The organism is Hydrogenophaga aromaticivorans, from assembly GCF_013387465.1.
Taxonomy (GTDB): domain Bacteria; phylum Pseudomonadota; class Gammaproteobacteria; order Burkholderiales; family Burkholderiaceae_C; genus Hydrogenophaga; species Hydrogenophaga aromaticivorans.
In genome coordinates this window covers 786,408-803,412 of record NZ_VYGV01000016.1, presented here as the reverse complement: position 1 = coordinate 803,412, position 17,005 = coordinate 786,408, and the positions used below count along the sequence as shown (strand labels likewise).

18 protein-coding genes are annotated in these 17,005 nt (G+C 68.2%); 10 read left to right on the top strand and 8 right to left on the bottom strand.

The window, feature by feature from the left end; all coding sequences use genetic code 11:
• The first annotated feature begins 250 nt into the window (after positions 1 to 250).
• Positions 251 to 907, top strand: coding sequence for a GntR family transcriptional regulator (locus tag F3K02_RS20915; protein ID WP_177137528.1), 657 nt, complete (start codon positions 251 to 253; stop codon positions 905 to 907).
• Between the two features lie 26 nt (positions 908 to 933).
• On the opposite strand, the gene F3K02_RS20910 is transcribed toward F3K02_RS20915, so the two are convergent.
• The 5 genes from F3K02_RS20910 to F3K02_RS20890 form a co-directional block, all read right to left on the bottom strand.
• Entirely contained in the window at positions 934 to 1,851 is a 918-nt protein-coding gene (locus tag F3K02_RS20910) for an ornithine cyclodeaminase family protein (RefSeq protein WP_177137527.1), read from the bottom strand.
• A 34-nt stretch (positions 1,852 to 1,885) separates the two neighbouring features.
• On the bottom strand, positions 1,886 to 2,644 hold the full coding sequence (locus F3K02_RS20905; RefSeq protein ID WP_177137526.1) for a sulfite exporter TauE/SafE family protein: 759 nt from the start codon (positions 2,642 to 2,644) through the stop codon (positions 1,886 to 1,888).
• 69 nt (positions 2,645 to 2,713) lie between these two features.
• Positions 2,714 to 2,992, bottom strand: a complete 279-nt coding sequence (locus F3K02_RS20900) for a 2Fe-2S iron-sulfur cluster-binding protein (protein ID WP_177137525.1) — start codon at positions 2,990 to 2,992, stop codon at positions 2,714 to 2,716.
• Complete coding sequence (locus tag F3K02_RS20895) at positions 2,989 to 3,321, bottom strand: ferredoxin (protein ID WP_177137524.1); 333 nt, start codon at positions 3,319 to 3,321, stop codon at positions 2,989 to 2,991. Before F3K02_RS20895 ends, F3K02_RS20900 begins: the two co-directional genes overlap by 4 nt.
• Positions 3,322 to 3,394: 73 nt before the next feature.
• Positions 3,395 to 3,685, bottom strand: coding sequence for a 2Fe-2S iron-sulfur cluster-binding protein (locus F3K02_RS20890; RefSeq protein ID WP_177137523.1), 291 nt, complete (start codon positions 3,683 to 3,685; stop codon positions 3,395 to 3,397).
• A 276-nt stretch (positions 3,686 to 3,961) separates the two neighbouring features.
• On the opposite strand from F3K02_RS20890, the gene F3K02_RS20885 reads away from it, so the two are divergent.
• The 9 genes from F3K02_RS20885 to selD all read left to right on the top strand — a co-directional run bounded on the left by F3K02_RS20885 (position 3,962) and on the right by selD (position 13,150).
• Positions 3,962 to 4,678 (top strand): iron-containing redox enzyme family protein, encoded by a 717-nt coding sequence (locus tag F3K02_RS20885; protein WP_177137522.1) that lies wholly within the window; start codon positions 3,962 to 3,964, stop codon positions 4,676 to 4,678.
• A gap of 84 nt (positions 4,679 to 4,762) precedes the next feature.
• Positions 4,763 to 6,220, top strand: a complete 1,458-nt coding sequence (locus tag F3K02_RS20880) for an aldehyde dehydrogenase family protein (protein ID WP_177137521.1) — start codon at positions 4,763 to 4,765, stop codon at positions 6,218 to 6,220.
• Between the two features lie 31 nt (positions 6,221 to 6,251).
• A complete protein-coding gene (locus tag F3K02_RS20875; protein WP_177137520.1) occupies positions 6,252 to 6,731 on the top strand; it encodes a GlcG/HbpS family heme-binding protein in 480 nt (159 codons plus the stop codon).
• A 28-nt stretch (positions 6,732 to 6,759) separates the two neighbouring features.
• A complete protein-coding gene (locus F3K02_RS20870) occupies positions 6,760 to 7,776 on the top strand; it encodes a 2Fe-2S iron-sulfur cluster-binding protein (protein ID WP_177137519.1) in 1,017 nt (338 codons plus the stop codon).
• Positions 7,777 to 8,174: 398 nt separating this feature from the next.
• The gene (locus F3K02_RS20865) at positions 8,175 to 8,432 is read left to right on the top strand and encodes a BufA1 family periplasmic bufferin-type metallophore (RefSeq protein ID WP_226466990.1); all 258 of its coding nucleotides are present in this window, start codon (positions 8,175 to 8,177) and stop codon (positions 8,430 to 8,432) included.
• A gap of 39 nt (positions 8,433 to 8,471) precedes the next feature.
• Complete coding sequence (gene bufB, locus F3K02_RS20860; protein ID WP_177137517.1) at positions 8,472 to 9,452, top strand: MNIO family bufferin maturase; 981 nt, start codon at positions 8,472 to 8,474, stop codon at positions 9,450 to 9,452.
• Positions 9,376 to 10,209: an HvfC/BufC N-terminal domain-containing protein gene (locus tag F3K02_RS20855; protein ID WP_218179504.1), complete on the top strand. Its 834-nt coding sequence runs from the start codon at positions 9,376 to 9,378 to the stop codon at positions 10,207 to 10,209. The genes bufB and F3K02_RS20855 overlap by 77 nt, the downstream gene beginning before the upstream one ends.
• Positions 10,210 to 10,335: 126 nt before the next feature.
• A complete protein-coding gene (locus tag F3K02_RS20850) occupies positions 10,336 to 10,779 on the top strand; it encodes a DoxX family protein (protein WP_177137571.1) in 444 nt (147 codons plus the stop codon).
• An 85-nt stretch (positions 10,780 to 10,864) separates the two neighbouring features.
• Positions 10,865 to 13,150, top strand: a complete 2,286-nt coding sequence (gene selD, locus F3K02_RS20845) for a selenide, water dikinase SelD (RefSeq protein WP_177137516.1) — start codon at positions 10,865 to 10,867, stop codon at positions 13,148 to 13,150.
• A gap of 9 nt (positions 13,151 to 13,159) precedes the next feature.
• Here the strand turns inward: selD and F3K02_RS20840 are convergent, their stop codons facing one another.
• Genes F3K02_RS20840 through F3K02_RS20830 form a run of 3 tightly spaced genes read right to left on the bottom strand, consistent with a single transcriptional unit; the run spans position 13,160 to position 16,624 of the window.
• Positions 13,160 to 13,807, bottom strand: coding sequence for an ATP-binding cassette domain-containing protein (locus tag F3K02_RS20840; RefSeq protein ID WP_177137515.1), 648 nt, complete (start codon positions 13,805 to 13,807; stop codon positions 13,160 to 13,162).
• 1 nt (position 13,808) lies between these two features.
• A complete protein-coding gene (locus F3K02_RS20835; protein ID WP_218179502.1) occupies positions 13,809 to 15,476 on the bottom strand; it encodes an ABC transporter permease in 1,668 nt (555 codons plus the stop codon).
• Entirely contained in the window at positions 15,449 to 16,624 is a 1,176-nt protein-coding gene (locus F3K02_RS20830) for an ABC transporter substrate-binding protein (protein ID WP_177137514.1), read from the bottom strand. The genes F3K02_RS20835 and F3K02_RS20830 overlap by 28 nt, the downstream gene beginning before the upstream one ends.
• Positions 16,625 to 17,005: the final 381 nt, after the last annotated feature.

The following is a 17,005-nucleotide window of genomic DNA, read 5'->3' as shown; positions in this document are numbered from 1 at the left end:
CCGCCGCCGATGCCCAGCAGGCCGGCGGCGAAGCCCCCCGCGATGCCGAGAGCGAGGTAGGCGGGCAGCCAGGTCAGCAGTTCGGCGCTCAGCATGGGACACCGCCTTGCGTGGCGCGGACCGGCCCCTGGGGGCGGATTTCGGCGGCTTTGTTTGATCCAAACGGCATTCTGTATCCTTGTGAAGAAATAAAATTGAAAAAGGGTCGCTTCCCGGCGGCCCGCCCAACCCGAGACACCCGCAGCACCCCATGGACACACACATCAAGGCAACGACCCTGGGCGCCAACCACTCGCCACTGACCGAGCTGGTGGTGAGCGCGCTGCGCGAGCGCATCCTGTCCGGCGGCGTGCCGCCCGGTGAGCGGCTGGTCGAAGGCAAGCTGTCCGAGGAACTGGGGGTGTCGCGCATGCCGGTGCGCGAGGCGCTGCGCCAGCTGGCGGCCGAAGGTCTGGTGACCATCGAGCCGCGCCGGGGTGCGTCGGTGACGAGCTTCAGCCCGCAACAGATGCGCGAACTGGTCGAGGTGCGCGCCACGCTGGAGGGCCTCAACGCCAAGCTGGCGGCGCAGCGGCACGACGACCAGCAGATCGCCGAGATGGAGCGCATCCTCGAAGAGGGCACGCGGGTGTCCCAGAGCGGTGCGGACGACGCTGTCATGCTGATGATGAACCAGCGTTTTCACGACGCCCTGGGCAGCATCGCAGCCAACTCGATCCTGCAGGACATCATGCGTTCGCTGCGCGACCGCACCGCCCTGCTGTTCGCACCGCTCAACCGCGCGCGCGGCCCGCAGAACTGGGACGAACACGCCGCCATCCTGCGCGCCGTGATCAACGGCGACGCCGAACTGGCCTCGCTGCTGGCCATGCGCCACGTCTACAACGCGGCGCAGATGGAGCCTTGAGAGGCCCCGCGACCGCTGGCGCTGTTTCATGCGCCCGCCTGAACGCGTTGCCAGGCCAGCCCGGCCAGGGCCACGTCTTCCAGGCCCACCCCCACCGATTTGTAGAGCGTGATCTCGTCGTCGCTCTGGCGGCCGGGCGATGCGCCCGTGACCAGCGCCCCGAGCTCGACCAGCTTCTCGGGCGACACCAGACCGGGCCGGGCCAGCACCAGGTCACCGGCTTCGCGCAGGGTCTGGGGCAACCATTCCACTGCGATCCGGGCGGCGCGTTCCAGGGCGCGGTCGTCCAGTTCGCGGGTGTGGGGCAGGCTGGAGCCGATGGCCGCCACAAAGCAGCCCGGCTCAAGCTGGTCGCCCGAAAACAGCGGCGTGGTCGAGCGCGAGGCGGTCACCACGATGTCGGCCCCGGCCACGGTTTCCGCCGCGTCGCACAGCCGCACCGGCGTGCCGCACTGGCGTTGCAGGTCCGCCGCCAGGCCCGGCAGGGCATAGGGATCGCAGACCCGGATTTCTTCGAGGTCAAAGGCTTGTGCCATCTGGATCGCGTGGGCCCGGCCCTGCACACCGGCACCGAACAGCGCCATCTGGCGCGCGCCCGGGCGGGCCAGGTGGCGTGCGGCGATCAGGGAGCAGGCGGCGGTGCGCAGGCGGGTGATGGCGCCGGCGTCGAAGGACGCCAGGGCACGGCCATCCTCGGTGGAGAACAGCACGATCACGAAGGTGAACTGGCCCTGGATCGTGGTGTAGACCTTGGCGCCCGCCACCTTCTGCTCCGGAATGACCGCGCCCAGCGTGGACAGCTTGACGCCCTGGGCCTCGGTCCGGATGCGCTCCTGCATCGCGGCCTGGCCGTGGCCAAAGCTGCGGAAGGCGTCGAGCAGCACCTGCCGGGCGTCTTGCGGGCTCACGGCCGCGTCGATCATGTCGTCGGTGATGTGTTGCATGGTGCGTAGGTCGGGTTGAAAGGATCGGGAGGGGTCAATGGCGGGTCAGCGTCTGCACCAGGATGCCCAGCGCGCCAAAGGCGGCCAGACCCAGCAGCATCGGTCGCAGCGATTGCTGGCGCATCAGGAATTTGATGCGGCCGGAGAGCACGAAGCCCGCCACCATCCAGGGCATGAGCAGGGCGCTGAGCCAGAGCTCGGGTGCGCCCATGCGCCCCACCATCGACAGCGCCACCAGGGACAGCGCCGCGCCGATGAAGAACACCGCGCCCAGCGTGCCGCGCAGCCGGTTGGCCGGCAGGTGCTGCATGGCGATGGCGAACGGCGGCGCGCCGGCCGAGGTGATGGTGCCCATGAGGCCGGAGGCCATGCCCGCCAGCGTGGTGTTGCGGCCGCTGTGCGCCACCCGCCAGCCCTTGAGGCTCAGGGCCACACCGGTCAGGATCAGCGCCGCGAACAGCAGCGACAGGGTCTGCACCGGCAGCCAGGCCAGGCAGAGCGCGGCCAGCGCGGTGCCCAGCACCCGCCCGGCGATCGCCTGCCCCGCGGTGCGCCACTCGATGGCGTGGAACTCGCGCAGGCCGGTCATCAGGGCCAGCGGGCAGCTCAGGGCCAGCAGCGGACCGGGCACCAGCTCGGGGAACAGCAGCGCGGCAATGGGTGCACAGAACATCGCGAAGCCCAGCCCGCTCACGCCCTGCAGGCAGGCGCCGATCAGCACCATGGCGCCCATGCCGAGGTAGGTCACCCCGTCCAGCCCCACGGGCAGCAGACCCGTAGCGATGCCGCTCATTGGACTACCCTCCGCGCTGCGCACTGCGGGGCTAAGCGCCTTCGGAACGGCCGGGCGGCGCTCATGGACTTACCAGGACACCGCGATGTCGCCGCGGATGAAGGTCTGGCAGGCCATGCGGTAGCCGTCGGCCAGTTGTTCGTCGTTCAGGTGCTTGCGTTCCTTGGCCTTCACCTCGTCGGTGTGCTCCAGGCCGCGTTCGATGCGGCACTTGCAGGTGCCGCACAGGCCACCGCCGCACTTGAACGGGATGCCGCCTTTTTCGCGCAGCGAGACCCGCAACAGGTTGCTGTTGTCCGGCGCCTCGACCCGCTTGTTGTCGTTGGAGATGAAGGTGACCTGGATCATGCGGCCACCGGCACCGGGCGGTTGAAGTCGGCCACGTCGCGCGGCACCAGGGTGGTGTCCATGTCGCCGAAGGCGCAGAGGTACTGGAGTTCGCGGCGCGCGCCTTCGATCTCGTGGAATTTTTCAAGGAACTTCGAGGGCACATCGTTGACGGTGACCGGCTCGGTTTCGTCGACGATGCGCACGCGGGTCTCACCGCTGATTTCGGCAATCAGAAAGCGCGCGCGCGTCCGCCCGTAGAAAACGTAGTCATAGGCTTCGACGGGTTTCAGGTCAGGCCCGACTTCCGTTCTGAATTGGCCGGGCTTGGTGGTCAGGATCACATACATGGTGGTTCGGCTCCAGGTGGGGTGATGGGGTCGGTGAAGGTGGGTGGTCCGGTGTTGGCGCAGCCAGAGACGCTCAGTCCTGCGTCAGCTCGATGTCGTGCTCCAGCCAGAGCTGGCAGGCCAGCCGGTAGCCCTCGTTCAGGCGCTCCCCCAGCTGCTTCTTCTCTTTCCAGTTCGGTGGCGGCAGGTGTTCGGCACCGGCGATCACCCGGGTGGCGCACTTGGCGCACTTGCCCATGCCGCACTCGTACTGGAGGTTGGGATACGGAAACTGCTTGATGCCGGCGCGCACCACGAGGTTGGTGTTGGGCCTGACCTCGTCCTGGAAGGTCTGACCGTGCTTGTGAAGGATGACGACAGGCATGGGTATCTCGCTGTGGGGTGGGTCTGCTGCGGCGCTCTCGATGGAATGAAGTATACTGTATACCGTCAACAATGATGCGTCAAGTGCCTTCATCGCGGGCTTCAAGACCCTGCCAGTCGGGCGCTGAGCCGAGAAACCCCGGGGATTTCTGGAATTTTCAGATTTTCGGTTGACGTCACATTGTTTTCTGTATATTGTATACCGTGTTGACGGTCAAAGCACCCGACCCGAAGCGTCCGACATCCCTTTTCCGCCACCCCCATCAAGGAGCCTCTCATGAGCACGCCGATGAACCGAGACGAACTGCGCAGCGCCCTGGAGAACGCCATCCAGGGCAAGAGCGCCAACAAATCCCCCTTCAGCCTGGCCTGGGCCGAAGGCAGCCTCAGCCGCGAACACCTCGCACGCTGGGCCGAGAACCACTACCACTACGTCGGCCCCTTCGCCGACTACCTGGCCTACATCTACGCCCGCACCCCCGACCACATGACCGACGCCAAGGACTTCCTGCTGGCCAACATGTACGAAGAAGAGATCGGCGGGGACCGCCACACCGACCTGCTGATCCGCTTCGCCGAGGCCTGCGGCACCACCCGCGCGCGCGTGACCGACCAGGAGAACATGTCGCCCACCACGCGCGCCCTGCAGAGCTGGTGCTACGCCGTGGCCATGCGCGAAGACCCGGTGGTGGCTGTCGCCGGTCTGGTCGTGGGCCTGGAGTCCCAGGTGCCTTCGATCTACCGCAAGCAGACCCCCACGCTGCGCGACAAGTACGGCTTCAGCGATGAAGAGGTCGAGTTCTTCGACCTGCACATCGTCTCCGACGAGATCCACGGCGAGCGCGGCTACCAGATCGTGCTGGAGCACGCCACCACGGTGGAGATGCAGCAGCGCTGCATCAAGATCTGTGAGGTCGGTGCCCAGATGCGCCTGCTCTACACCACCGCGCTCTACAACGACTACGTCGCCCCCGAGCTGGCCCTGGCCGCCTGAAGTGAAACCCCCGCGCAGCGCTGGGCGCTGCGCCTTCTCCCGTCGTCTGTCACCTACCCCGGGGACCCGTCCCCGCCCCGCACCATGAGCACCCCTGTCGAAGAGTTCTTCAACCACATCAACGGCGAATGGGTCCGCAGCCGCAGCGGGCGCACGTTCGACAACATCAACCCGGCCGACACCCGCGAGAACCTGGGCCGCTTCCAGGCTTCGGCCTCGGCCGACGCCGAAGCCGCCGTGGGCGCGGCCGCCGCGGCCTTCGAGGGCTGGCGCAAGACCCCCATCAGCCAGCGCGCCAAGGTCCTGAACAAGGCGGCCGATTACCTGGAAGCGAACGCCGATCGTTTTGGCGAGGAGCTAACGCGCGAGGAAGGCAAGTCCAAGGCCCTGGGGCGCGACGAGTTCCTGCGCGCCGCGCAGACCTTCCGCTTCTACGCCATGGAGAGCCAGACCTTCGGGGGTGAGACCTACCCGCAGGACGACCCGGAGATGCAGGTCTACAGCCAGCGCGAGCCGCTGGGCGTGGTGACCGTCATCTCGCCCTGGAACTTCCCCGCCTCCATCCCCGCGCGCAAGATCGCCCCGGCCCTGGCCATGGGCAACACGGTGGTCTTCAAGCCTTCGTCGGACGCGCCGCTTTCGGGCCTGCGCCTGACCGAGGCGCTGGTGCAGGCCGGCCTGCCCAAAGGGGTGCTGAACTTCATCACCGGGCGCGCCGGTGACGTGGGCCCGATCATCACGACCTCGCGCGCGATCTGCGCCATCTCCTTCACCGGCTCCACGCAGGCGGGCATGCACATCCAGCGCACGGTGCACCTGACCACGCGCCTGCAGATGGAGCTCGGTGGCAAGAACCCGCTGATCGTGATGGAGGATGCCGATCTGGACCTGGCGGTGGACCTGGCGGTCAAGGGCGGCTTCTCGCTCACCGGCCAGGCCTGCACGGGCACCAGCCGCCTGATCGTGGTGAGCGCGGTCAAGGCCGCCTTCACACAGAAGCTGCTGGCGCGTGTGCAGCAGCTCAAGATCGGCAGCGGCCTGACGCCGGGCATGGACCTGGGGCCGCTGGCGACCGAGAAGCAGTTGCAGACGGTGCTCTCCTACATCGAGATCGGCCAGGGCGAGGCCACGCTGCTGTGCGGCGGCGAGCGCCTGAGCGGCGGGGTCTACGAGCACGGGTATTACATCTCGCCGGCGGTGTTTGACGGCGTGAAGCCAACCATGCGCATTGCGCGCGAGGAGATCTTCGGCCCGGTGCTGGCGATCATCGAGGCGAGCGACTTCACGGACGCGATGGCCAAGGCCAATGACAGCGAGTACGGCCTCTCGGCGGCGATCGCCACGCGCAACCCGAAGTACATGCACGACTTCGCGCAGAACATCCAGTCGGGCACGGTCAAGATCAACCGCACCACCACCGGCAACCTGGTCAACGCGCCCTTTGGCGGCGTCAAGAACTCCAGCACCTCCACCTTCCGCGAGTCCGGCAGGGTCGGCATGGAGTTCTTCACACAGACCAAGATCGTCTACCGCGCCGCTTGATCCCCCTTTCTTTCAAATCCCGGAAAAACCCATGAAAACCGCACTCAAACTCCAACTCGACGAAGCCCGCCTGATGGTCCGCGCCGCCCTGGTCAAGGCCCAGGACATCAACGTGCTGGAAACCATCTGCATCACCGACGAAGGCGGTTTTCCGCTGGTGATGGAACGCATGGACGGCGCCCGCGTGACCGGCCCGCAGATCGCCTGGAACAAGGCCTTCACCGCCGCCGGCCACAAGCGCTCGACACACCTCTTCAACACCGCGCCCAACGGCCCTGCCCTGCCCGGCAACGAGGCCTTCGGCATCCAGTGGAGCTTTGAAGGCAAGTTCGCCGTCTTCGTCGGTGGCTTCCCCATCGTCGTCAACGGCGAAGTGGTGGGCGGTGTGGGCCTGAGCGGTGGCAATGGCGAACAGGACACCGCGTGTGGCCTGGCCGCCCTGCAGGCGCTGAAAGACGCGCTGGCCGCCAGCGGCCACGAGGTCATGGTCCAGGCCGACATCAAGAAATAAGCCCCCGCAGTCTTCGACGGAGTCGAGCATGAACCACCGTGTTGTCTGGCTGGAAACCGGCCAGTCTTTTGAAGTTGCTGCTGGCGAGGCGGTGCTGGAGGCCGCGCTGCGCGGCGAGATCGCCCTGCCGCACGAATGCCAGTTCGGCGGTTGCGGCACCTGCCGCATCAAGCTGGTGGAAGGCGCCGTGGGCTACACCAGCGAAGATGGCGAGGCCGGCGAACTGCCCATGGGCCTGAGCCCCGAAGAGGCCGAGGCCGGTTTCGCCCTGGCCTGCCAGGCGCGGCCCAGCAGCGATCTGGTGATCAGTGTCGCGCCGCCGCTGGCCTGCTCCAGCCCCACCTTGCTGAGCGCGACGGTGGAAGGCGTGCAAGCGCTGACGCCCGACGTGACGCACCTGCGCCTGCGCCTGCCGGAAGACGTCGAGCTGGTCTACCGACCCGGCCAGTACATGAACGTGCAGCTCGGCGACGGCCGCCACCGCAGCTTTTCGATGGCCTCCCGGCCCAACGGCGGCACGGTGGACTTCCACGTGCGCCGCATCCCCGGCGGCACCTTCACCGAGCAACAAATCGCCACGCTGCGCGCAGGCCAGACGCTGGACGTGGAGATACCGCACGGCAACTTCTGCTTCCACGCCGAGGACTACCGCCCGCTGGTGATGGTCGCCACCGGCACCGGACTCGCGCCCATCAAGAGCATGCTCGAAGCCCTGATGGACGACGAGGACTGCCCACCGGTGAGCCTCTACTGGGGCATGCGCACCGAGGCCGACCTGTACCTGCACGACGAGATCCAGACCTGGGCCGACCGCCTCTACGAGTTCCAGTACGTGCCGGTGCTCTCGCGCGCCAGCGACAGCTGGACCGGGCGCCGCGGTTACGTGCAGGACGCCGTACTGGCCGACCTGCCCGACCTGTCGGAGCACGCGATCTACCTGTGTGGCTCGCCCACCATGATCGCCGACGCCAAGGTCGCCTTTGCGGCCCGGGGCGCGAGCATGGACCACCTCTACGCCGACAGCTTCGTGTTCCAGATGGTCTGAGCGGCGCAACGCGGCCCACGGGCGCGGCACCAGCCACGCCCGTGTTCCAGCCGCATCCCTGACAAGTCGGCCGCCGCACAGCGCCAGCGCGGCCTGAACACCCCACACGGATTCCCCACACAGGTCCCCGCCAACGGCGGTGGATCGGCTCGCGCCTACGCGCCCCTTCGGTACACCCGAGGCCCGGCCTCCCCACGCCTTCAGAACCTGCCCTGCATTTTTTTTTCGGATGCGGCTGTAAGGATCGTTCAGACGCGGCGACTACCTCCCTGCAAGCCATTCACGTTGGCTGGCACCCGTCGCTTCCCAACACGTTTTATCTGGAGATCACCATGAGCAACACCATCACCCGCCGCAACGCCGCCCGCATCGCATCCGGCACCGCCCTGGCTTTCGCCATGGGCGCGGCCCTGACGCTGGCCGCCAGCCCGGCCGCCGCCCAGATGGCCGACAAAGAGAAATGTTTCGGCGTCGCCCTCAAGGGCAAGAACGACTGCGCCGCCGGCCCCGGCACCACCTGCGCCGGCACCTCCAAGATGGACCACCAGGGCAACGCCTGGTCGCTGGTGCCCAAGGGCAGCTGCGAGAAAACCGCATCGCCCACATCGTCCACCGGCTTTGGCCAGCTCGCCGCCTTCAAGGAAAAAATGTCCTGATCCCAGCGGGCGCGATCGTCGGACACCAGAGACCCCACCATGAGCCCTCACGCTGCATCACCGTTGGGCTCCACGCCGCCGGTCGCGCCCAACCGCTCCCACCAGCCCGGCAGCCTCGCGCTGCCCCACCGGGCCGGGCTCGGCCTCAAACCCGAGCACTTTCAGCACATCCATGCGCACCAGCCCGACCTGGGTTTCTTTGAAGTGCATGCAGAGAACTACCTGGTGGCCGGGGGTCCCCTGCATCACCACCTCACCCGCATCCGCGAGCACTACCCCTTGAGCCTGCACGGCGTGGGCCTGTCCATCGGCGGCGAAGACCCGCTCGATGCCGACCACCTGGAAGCCGTGGCCCGGCTGGTGGAACGCTACCAGCCCGCCGTGTTTTCCGAACACCTGGCCTGGTCCAGCCACGGCGGTGTGTTCTTCAACGACCTGCTGCCCCTGCCCTACAACGGGCCCACGCTGCAGCGCGTGTGCGACCACATTCACCAGGTGCAGGCCCGGCTGGGCCGCAGCCTGCTGCTGGAGAATCCCTCGACCTACGTGGCCTTCGCCAGCTCCACCTGGAGCGAAGGCGACTTTCTGCGTGAGGTGGTCCAGCGCACCGGCTGCGGCCTGCTGCTGGACGTCAACAACGTCTATGTTTCGAGCACCAACCACGGCCTCAACCCCCTGCGCAGCCTGTGCGAGCTCCCCTGCCACGCCACCGGCGAAATCCACCTGGCCGGTTTTGCCGAAGACCTGGACAGCGCGGGTGACCGCCTGCTGATCGACACCCACGGTTCCCCGGTGGCCGAAGCGGTCTGGGCGCTGTACGAAGCCGCCCTGGCCATCACCGGCCCGAAGCCGACCCTGATCGAACGCGACAACGACCTGCCCGCCTTCGAGGTCTTGCTGGGCGAAGCGCGCACGGCCGAACAACGCCTGCTGGCCACCACCCATGCGGCGTCGAAACCCACCCAACCCGGCCCCTGCACGCGCACCCGTTACGCCCCCGCGCAGGAGGCCGTCACATGAACACGCAACACACCTGGGCGCAGGCCCTGCTCGACCCGGCGCTGACCGTGCCCAACGGCCTCGTCACCTGGAACCACAGCGACCCCTGGCTGTCTACCGCAACAACGTGGTGGTCTCGCTGGTGGACGCGCTGGCCCAGACCTTCCCGGTCACGCAACAGCTGGTGGGTGAAGACTTCTTCCGCGCCATGGCCCAGGTCTTTGTGCGTGCCCACCCGCCCCGCACCCGGGTGCTCGCCCACTACGGCGACGAACTGCCCGGGTTCATCGCGCGGTTCCCGCCGGCCGCTGGCCTGCCCTACCTGGCCGACGTGGCGCGGCTCGAATGGCAACGCCTGCAGGCCCTGCACGCCGCCGATGCGCAGCCCCTCGATGCCACCAGCCTCTCGGCCCTGCTGCAGGACGCCGACGCCCTGCCCTCACTGTGCTGGCAGTTGGCGCCCAGCCTGCACCTGCTGAGCTCGCCGCACGCGGCCGTATCGATCTGGGCCGCGCACAAGGAGGACAGCGGCATCGCGCTCGGAGGCGTCGATCTGGCGCAGGCCGAATGTGCCCTGGTCTTTCGCAGCGGGTGGGATGTGATGGTGCTGCAGACCACCCCCGGCATGGCCGCGCTGGTCGAGGGCCTGCTGGAAAACGCCCTCTTTGGCGAGGCCATCGACCAGGCCTTTGTTGCAGAACCCGGATTCGATCTTTCACAGGCGCTGGCCGCCCTGATCCGCCATCAACTGTTGATCGGCGCGGAACTTCCCCATTGAGCCCTCCGCTGTCCTCAGCCAAAACCCCCAGGAGCCATGATGAACACGCTCACCACCACCGAAGGCGCTGCGCCTGGCAGCACGATCCCGCGCCTGACCACCCTGCTTCACCGCGTGCACAGCGCGATGGGCCACTTGCCCAACACGCTGCTGGCCTTCATCGCGCGCTTTTCCATCGCCGCCGTGTTCTGGAAGTCGGGCCAGACCAAGATCGAAGGCCTGGCCATCGACATCGTCAGTGGCGAGTTCACGCTGGGCATCCCCCGCCTGTCCGACAACGCGGTGTTCCTGTTCAAGGAGGAATACCAGTTGCCCCTGCTGCCGCCCGAGCTGGGCGCCACCCTGGCCGCGCTGGGCGAACACATCCTGCCCCTCTTCATCCTGCTCGGTCTGGCCACCCGCCTCTCGGCCCTGGGCCTGCTGGGCATGACGCTGGTGATCCAGCTCTTCGTCTACCCCGACGCCTACGCCACCCACGGCACCTGGGCCGCGGTGCTGCTCTACCTGATGGCGCACGGCCCGGGCCAGCTGTCGCTCGACGCCTGGATCGCGAAGCGCCACCCGGTCTGATACCACCACGGGTCACACCGCCCATCCAGGCGGCTTGTTTGCGCGCCAACCTATGATCAACGGGAACAGCCCTACACAGGTTCCCATGCAAGCCTCTGAACAACCCATCCTGCGCGACCTGGTGCTCGTCGGCGGCGGCCACAGCCACGTGGTCGTGCTGCGCATGCTGGCCATGCAGCCCGAGCCGGGCCTGCGCATCACGCTCATCTGCACCGACATCGATACGCCCTACTCCGGCATGTTGCCGGGCTACATCTCGGGCCACTACAGCTTTGACGACGTGCACATCGACCTGGGCCGCCTGGCGGCGTTCGCCGGGGCGCGCTTCATCCACGGCGAGGTGACGGGCCTGGACCGCGCCAACCAGCGTGTGCTGCTGCGCGACCGGCCTTCGGTGCCCTACGACCTGCTGTCCATCAACACCGGCTCCACGCCCAAGGTGCGACAGGTGGACGGCGCGCTGGCGAACACCGTGCCGGTCAAACCCATCGCCCATTTCAACCAGCGCTGGTTGCAGCTGCTGGACCGCGTGCGCGGGCTGCACAGCCGCTTCACGATCGCGGTGGTGGGCGGTGGCGCGGGCGGTGTGGAGCTGGTGCTGTCGGTGCAGTTCCGGCTGCGCAACGAGCTGCAGAAGCTCGGCCGCAACCCCGACCTGCTGCGCTTCGTGCTGCTCACGGCGGGCGACACTCTTCTGCCAACCCACAACCCCGGGGTTCGTGCGCGCTTTGCCCGCGTGCTGAAAGAGCGCCACGTGGCCGTGCACACCCGCGCCGAGGTGACGCAGGTTTCGCCCGGCTGCCTGCACACGCAGGACGGCCGCACCTTCGACGCCGACGAAACCCTGTGGGTCACACAAGCCGGTGGCCCGGTCTGGCTTCAAAGCACCGGCCTGGCGCTCGATGAACACGGGTTCATCCAGGTCAATCAACAACTGCAGACGCTGGGCGACCCGAAGATCTTTGCCGCGGGCGACGTGGCCTCCTTCACGGCCCGCCCGCTGGAGAAGGCCGGTGTGTTCGCGGTGCGCATGGGCCCGCCGCTGGCGAAAAACCTGCGCCTGAGCCTGCGCGGCCAGCCCCTGGTGGCCTACAACCCGCAGCAACGCTGGCTGGCGCTGATCTCCACCGGCGACCGCTACGCCGTGGCCTCGCGCGGCGCCATCGGCTTTGCCGGAAACTGGGTCTGGACCTGGAAGGACTGGATCGACCGCCGCTTCATGCGCAAGTTCACCGAGCTGCCGGCGATGGCGGATGCCAGCCCGGCCAGCGCAACACCCGCCAGCAGCTTGGTGCTGAGCGCCGAAGAATCGCGCCAGGCGATCTCGGCGATTGCCATGCGCTGCGGCGGCTGCGGTGCCAAAGTGGGCGCCAGCATCCTGACCCGCGCACTGGGCAGCCTGCAACCGGTCGAGCGCGACGACGTGCTGATCGGCCTGCACGCGCCCGACGACGCCGCCGTGGTGCGCGTGCCGCCGGGCAAGGCCATGGTGCACACGGTGGACTTCTTCCGCAGCTTCATCGACGACCCTTACCTGTTCGGCCAGGTCGCGGCCAACCACGCGCTGGGCGACATCTTCGCCATGGGCGCCGAGCCGCAGTCCGCCACGGCCATCGCCACCGTGCCGCCGGGCCTGGAGGCCAAGGTGGAAGACCTGCTGCTGCAGATGATGACCGGCGCGGTCGAGGTGCTCAACGCCGCGGGTTGCGCCCTGGTCGGCGGCCACACCGGCGAGGGGCGCGAGCTGGCGCTGGGCTTTGCCATCAACGGCCTGATCGACGAGCAGATGGACGGCGTCATGCGCAAGGGCGGCATGTTGCCCGGCGACGTACTGCTGCTCAGCAAACCCATCGGCACCGGCACGCTGTTCGCGGCCCACGCGCGGCACGCGGCCAAAGGCCGCTGGATCGACGCCGCGCTGAAATCGATGGTCGTGTCCAACCAGGCCGGCGCCCGCATCCTGCGCCAGCACGGCGCCACCGCCTGCACCGACCTGACCGGCTTCGGCCTGCTCGGGCACCTGGTGGAAATGACGCGCCCCTCGGGCGTGGACGCCGAGCTGCAGCTGAGCGCCCTGCCCTTGCTCGACGGCGCGGTGGAATGCGTGGAGGCGGGCATCGTGAGTTCGCTGCAGCCGGCCAATGTGCGCCTGCGCCGCGCGCTGCGCAACGCCGAAGACTTCGTGAACGACCCGCGCTACCCGCTGCTGTTCGACCCGCAAACCGCCGGTGGTCTGCTGGCGAGCGTGCCGGCCGACCGGGCCGCTGATTGCATCCGCGCCCTGAAGGCATCGGGCTACCCGCAGACCGCTGCCATTGGCCGCATCCGCGGCGCTTCCGACGCGCTGGAGCCGGTGGTGCTCACGCCGTGATGGCGCGCATCAGTCTGGTGGACCCTGCCACTGGTGGATGTCCAGCACCCGCCCACCGGGCGGCACGTCGTCCGGGTCGTGCGTGACCAGCAAGGTGGGGATGCGCTGACGCGCGATCTGCTCGAACACGAAGCCCCGGAACTGCGTGCGCAGCTCGGCATCGAGCCTCGAAAACGGTTCGTCCAGCAGCAACGCGTCGGGCTCGGCCAGCAAGGCGCGCATGAGGCTCACGCGGGCGCGCTGGCCGCCCGAGAGCGTGGCGGGATCGCGGTCGTGGAAGCCGTCCAGCCCGATCTCGCGCAGCGTCTGTTCCACCCGCGCGCGGCGAGCGGCGGCGCCCTGGAGCGCGGCTGGCAAAGCGAAGGCCAGGTTCTGGCCCACGCTCAGGTGCGGAAACAGCAGGTCGTCCTGAAACAGGATGCCGACGCCCCGGGCTTCCACCGGCAACTGGTCGCGCCGCTGGCCGTCCAGCCACAGCTCGCCGCTGGCCTGGAAGGCCGGGTCCAGATCGCCCACCAGCCAGTTGAGCAGCGTGGACTTGCCCGAGCCAGACGCCCCGGTCACCGTCGCGATGTCGCCCGGTTCGACCTGCAGGTTCAGACCCACGATCAGCGCGTTCGGGCCCTGGGTGATGGTGAGGTTCCGTATTTCAAACATGTCAACGCAAACCTTTCCGGCAACGGCCGGCCCAAAAAGAGAGCAGCGCCGCCAGGCCGAAGCCCAGCAGCGGCAGCGCGATCTGCAGCATCGCCTGCACGGCCAGCACGCGGCGGTTGCCGCCAGCGCTCAGGGCCACGGCTTCGGTGGTCACCGTGACAAAACGCCCGCCGCCCGCAAACAGGGTCGGCAGGTACTGCGCCACGCTCACCGCAAAACCCACGGCCAGCGCGGCCAATATGGGCTTCAACAGCATCGGCCATTTCACGCGCAGGCAGGCCCCCAGCGGCGAAGCCCCGAGCGCCCGCGCGGTGGTCATGAGGCGGCGATCAAAAGCGCGGTACGGCCCGATCAGCGTGAGCACCATGTAGGGCAGCACCCATAGCAGGTGGCTCCACACCAGGCCCAGCGCGGTGCCGTCCACCTGCAACTGCAACAAGGCCGCGTACTGCGCCGCCACCAGCGGCAGGGTGGGAATGATCAGCGGCACATACAACACGGCGTTGACCCGCTGCGGCCCCCACTCCAGCCAGAGCAGCGCCGCCGGCAGGCACAGCAGCACGGCCGCCGCACCGAGCCACAGCGTGGTCCAGAACGGCGCCCAGTCGGCCTGCCGCCAGGTCTGCAGCGACAGCGATTCGGGCCACAGCGCGGGGAAGAACCAGCTCTCGGCCAGCGACCACACCAGCAGCACCGCCACCACCGCATAGCCGATCAGCAGCAAGGGCAGGTGCAGCCCCACGCGGGCAGGTCGGGGCGCGGGTCGGCGCTCGCCCGCCGGGTAGGCCGCGCGGTGCACGGTGTGGCGCCACAGCCAGCGCGCAGCGCCCGCCCCCAGCAGGAACAGCGCCAGCAGCACCAGCGACGCGGCGCCGCCCTGGGCCTGCATCGCGGCATCGGGATCGATGAGCCACTGCCAGATCAGCACGGCCAGGGTGGGCGGTGTGCCCGGCCCCAGGATCACCGCCATGTCCACCACCGACAGACCGTAGGCCCACACGGCGGCCAGCGGCCAGCCCAGGCGCGGCAGCAAACGCGGCCACAACACCCGGCGCCAGGCCTGCACCCGGCTGTAGCCGAGCGAGCGGGCCACGACCATGTGGCGCTGCACCTGCTGCTCGCCCAGCACCGCGACCAGCACCCACAACAGAAACCAGCTCTCCTTGATGCCCAGCGCCAGCGCCAGGCTTAGGCCATAGGGGTCCTGCACCGTGATCCAGGCGGGCGGCTCGGCCCAGCCCAGCCCCTGGGCCAGCGCGCGCGCCAGCCAGCCCGATGGCGACAGCAGGAAAAACAGGCCCACCGCAAAGGCCGCGTGCGGCACCGACAGCAACAACGGCATGCGCCGTTGCAGGTCGGCCCAGCGACGGCTGGGGTAGTACAGGGTGGCGAGCACGGCCGCGATCGCCACGCCCAGCGCGGTCCCCAGCAGGGCCGACAGCAGGGTGGCCTGCAGGGCCTGGGGCCACTGGGCGTCGACCCAAAGGGCCTGCCAGACAGCGGCATCCAGCGTGGGCGCGAGCGCCCAGTAGAGCCCGGGCAACAAGGGCCCGAGGATCAGCGCCACCGGCAGAGCGGCCAGCCACAGTGCCGACGGCCGCCGCCCGTGGCCCGATGGCCCCTGCGGTGCCAGGCGACGGATCAGCGTGCGCCGTACCGCTTCAGCCACTCGGCCTCCAGCGCCTCCACCCAGCTGGCGTGGGGCTCGGCGAGCGTGGGCACGGCCTCGGCCAGTGCGCCGGGCGCGGTCTTGCGCATGGTGGCCTGCAGGGCGGCGGGCAGCTTGGCCATGTCGAGCACGCTGGGGTCGCCCCAGACCGCCACGTCGGCCTTGCGGGCCTGGGCTTCGGGCGACAGCAGGAAGTTGGCCACCACCTGGGCGCCGGCCCGGGCCTTGGCGTTGACCGGGATGGCGACAAAGTGCACGTTGCCGAGGGTGCCGCCCGTGAAGCCGAAGCTGTAGGCCGTGGCGGGCAGCTGGCGTGTGGTGATCAGGTTGGCCGCTTCGTTGGGGTTGAAGGTCAGCGAGAGCTTGAGCTCGCCATCGGCCAGCATGCGGTGCATTTCAGCGGCGCTGGCCGGGAAGGTCTTGCCGCCGCGCCAGAGCTGCGGGTGCAGTTGGTCCAGATAGGCCCACAGCGGCGCCGTGGCCGAGGCGAAGCTGGCGGTCGACACCGGCGCCTGCAGCGCCTTGCGGTCGGGCGCGAGTTCGATCAGCACCTGCTTGACGAAGGTGGTGCCGTGAAAGTCGGGCAGCTTGGGGTAGCTCACGCGGCCCGGGTTGGCTTGGGCAAACGCCAGCAGCTCGGCCGCCGAACGCGGCGGTGTGGGCGTTCTGGCCTTGTCGGCGATGAAGGTCAGCTGCGCCGTGCCCCAGGGCGCTTCAAAACCTTCGGTGGGCACCGAGAAGTCGCTGCGCACGGGTTTGTTCAGGTCCACCGCACCCCAGTTGGGCAGGCTCTCGGCCCAGGGGCCGAACAGCAGACCGCCCTGCTTCAGGTTGCGGAAGTTTTCGCCGTTGACCCAGATCAGGTCGACCGAGCCGTCGGTGCGGCGCCCGGCGGCCACTTCAGTCTGCACCCGTTTGACCACCTCGGCCGCGTCCGTCACCTTGACATGGCGCAGCTCCACGCCGTAGCGGCCTTTGACCTGCTGCGCCACCCAGCCGATGTAGGCGTTCGTCGCCTCGCTGCCGCCCCAGGCGTTGAAGTACACCGTCTGGCCCCTGGCATCGGCCTCGACTTTGGCCCAGTCGGCGTGCGCCGCGAAGGGGATCGACAGGCTCAGCGCCAGGGTGGCGAGGGGCAAGCATTTCATGTGCAAGGACTCCGGAAGCAAAGAGGTCAAGCCCATAGTCGGGCGAAGCCGTCAAAGCTGTTCTCAACAATTAAAGTCGAAAACTGAACTCTAGGATTCATGCGGGCTGCGAAGGCATGAGCCAGAAGCACAGCAGGGACAAAGTCGAAAACTACCGAGGATAAAACATCCTCGCCCAGCAAACTTCGTCAAATAAAGTCGAAAACTCTCTGATTCACAAAACGGGCGCCTTGGGGAGTATCGGTGAGCATGCTGAAGCAGCCCCATACAGAGCCCAATCGGCAAATGCCCGCCATCCACAAGAGCTCCAAGTACGGCTTTGCAGCGGTTGCTGTCGGTCGCGGCCGTGACCTGAGTTCACGGTGCCTGGCACAAAGCTGT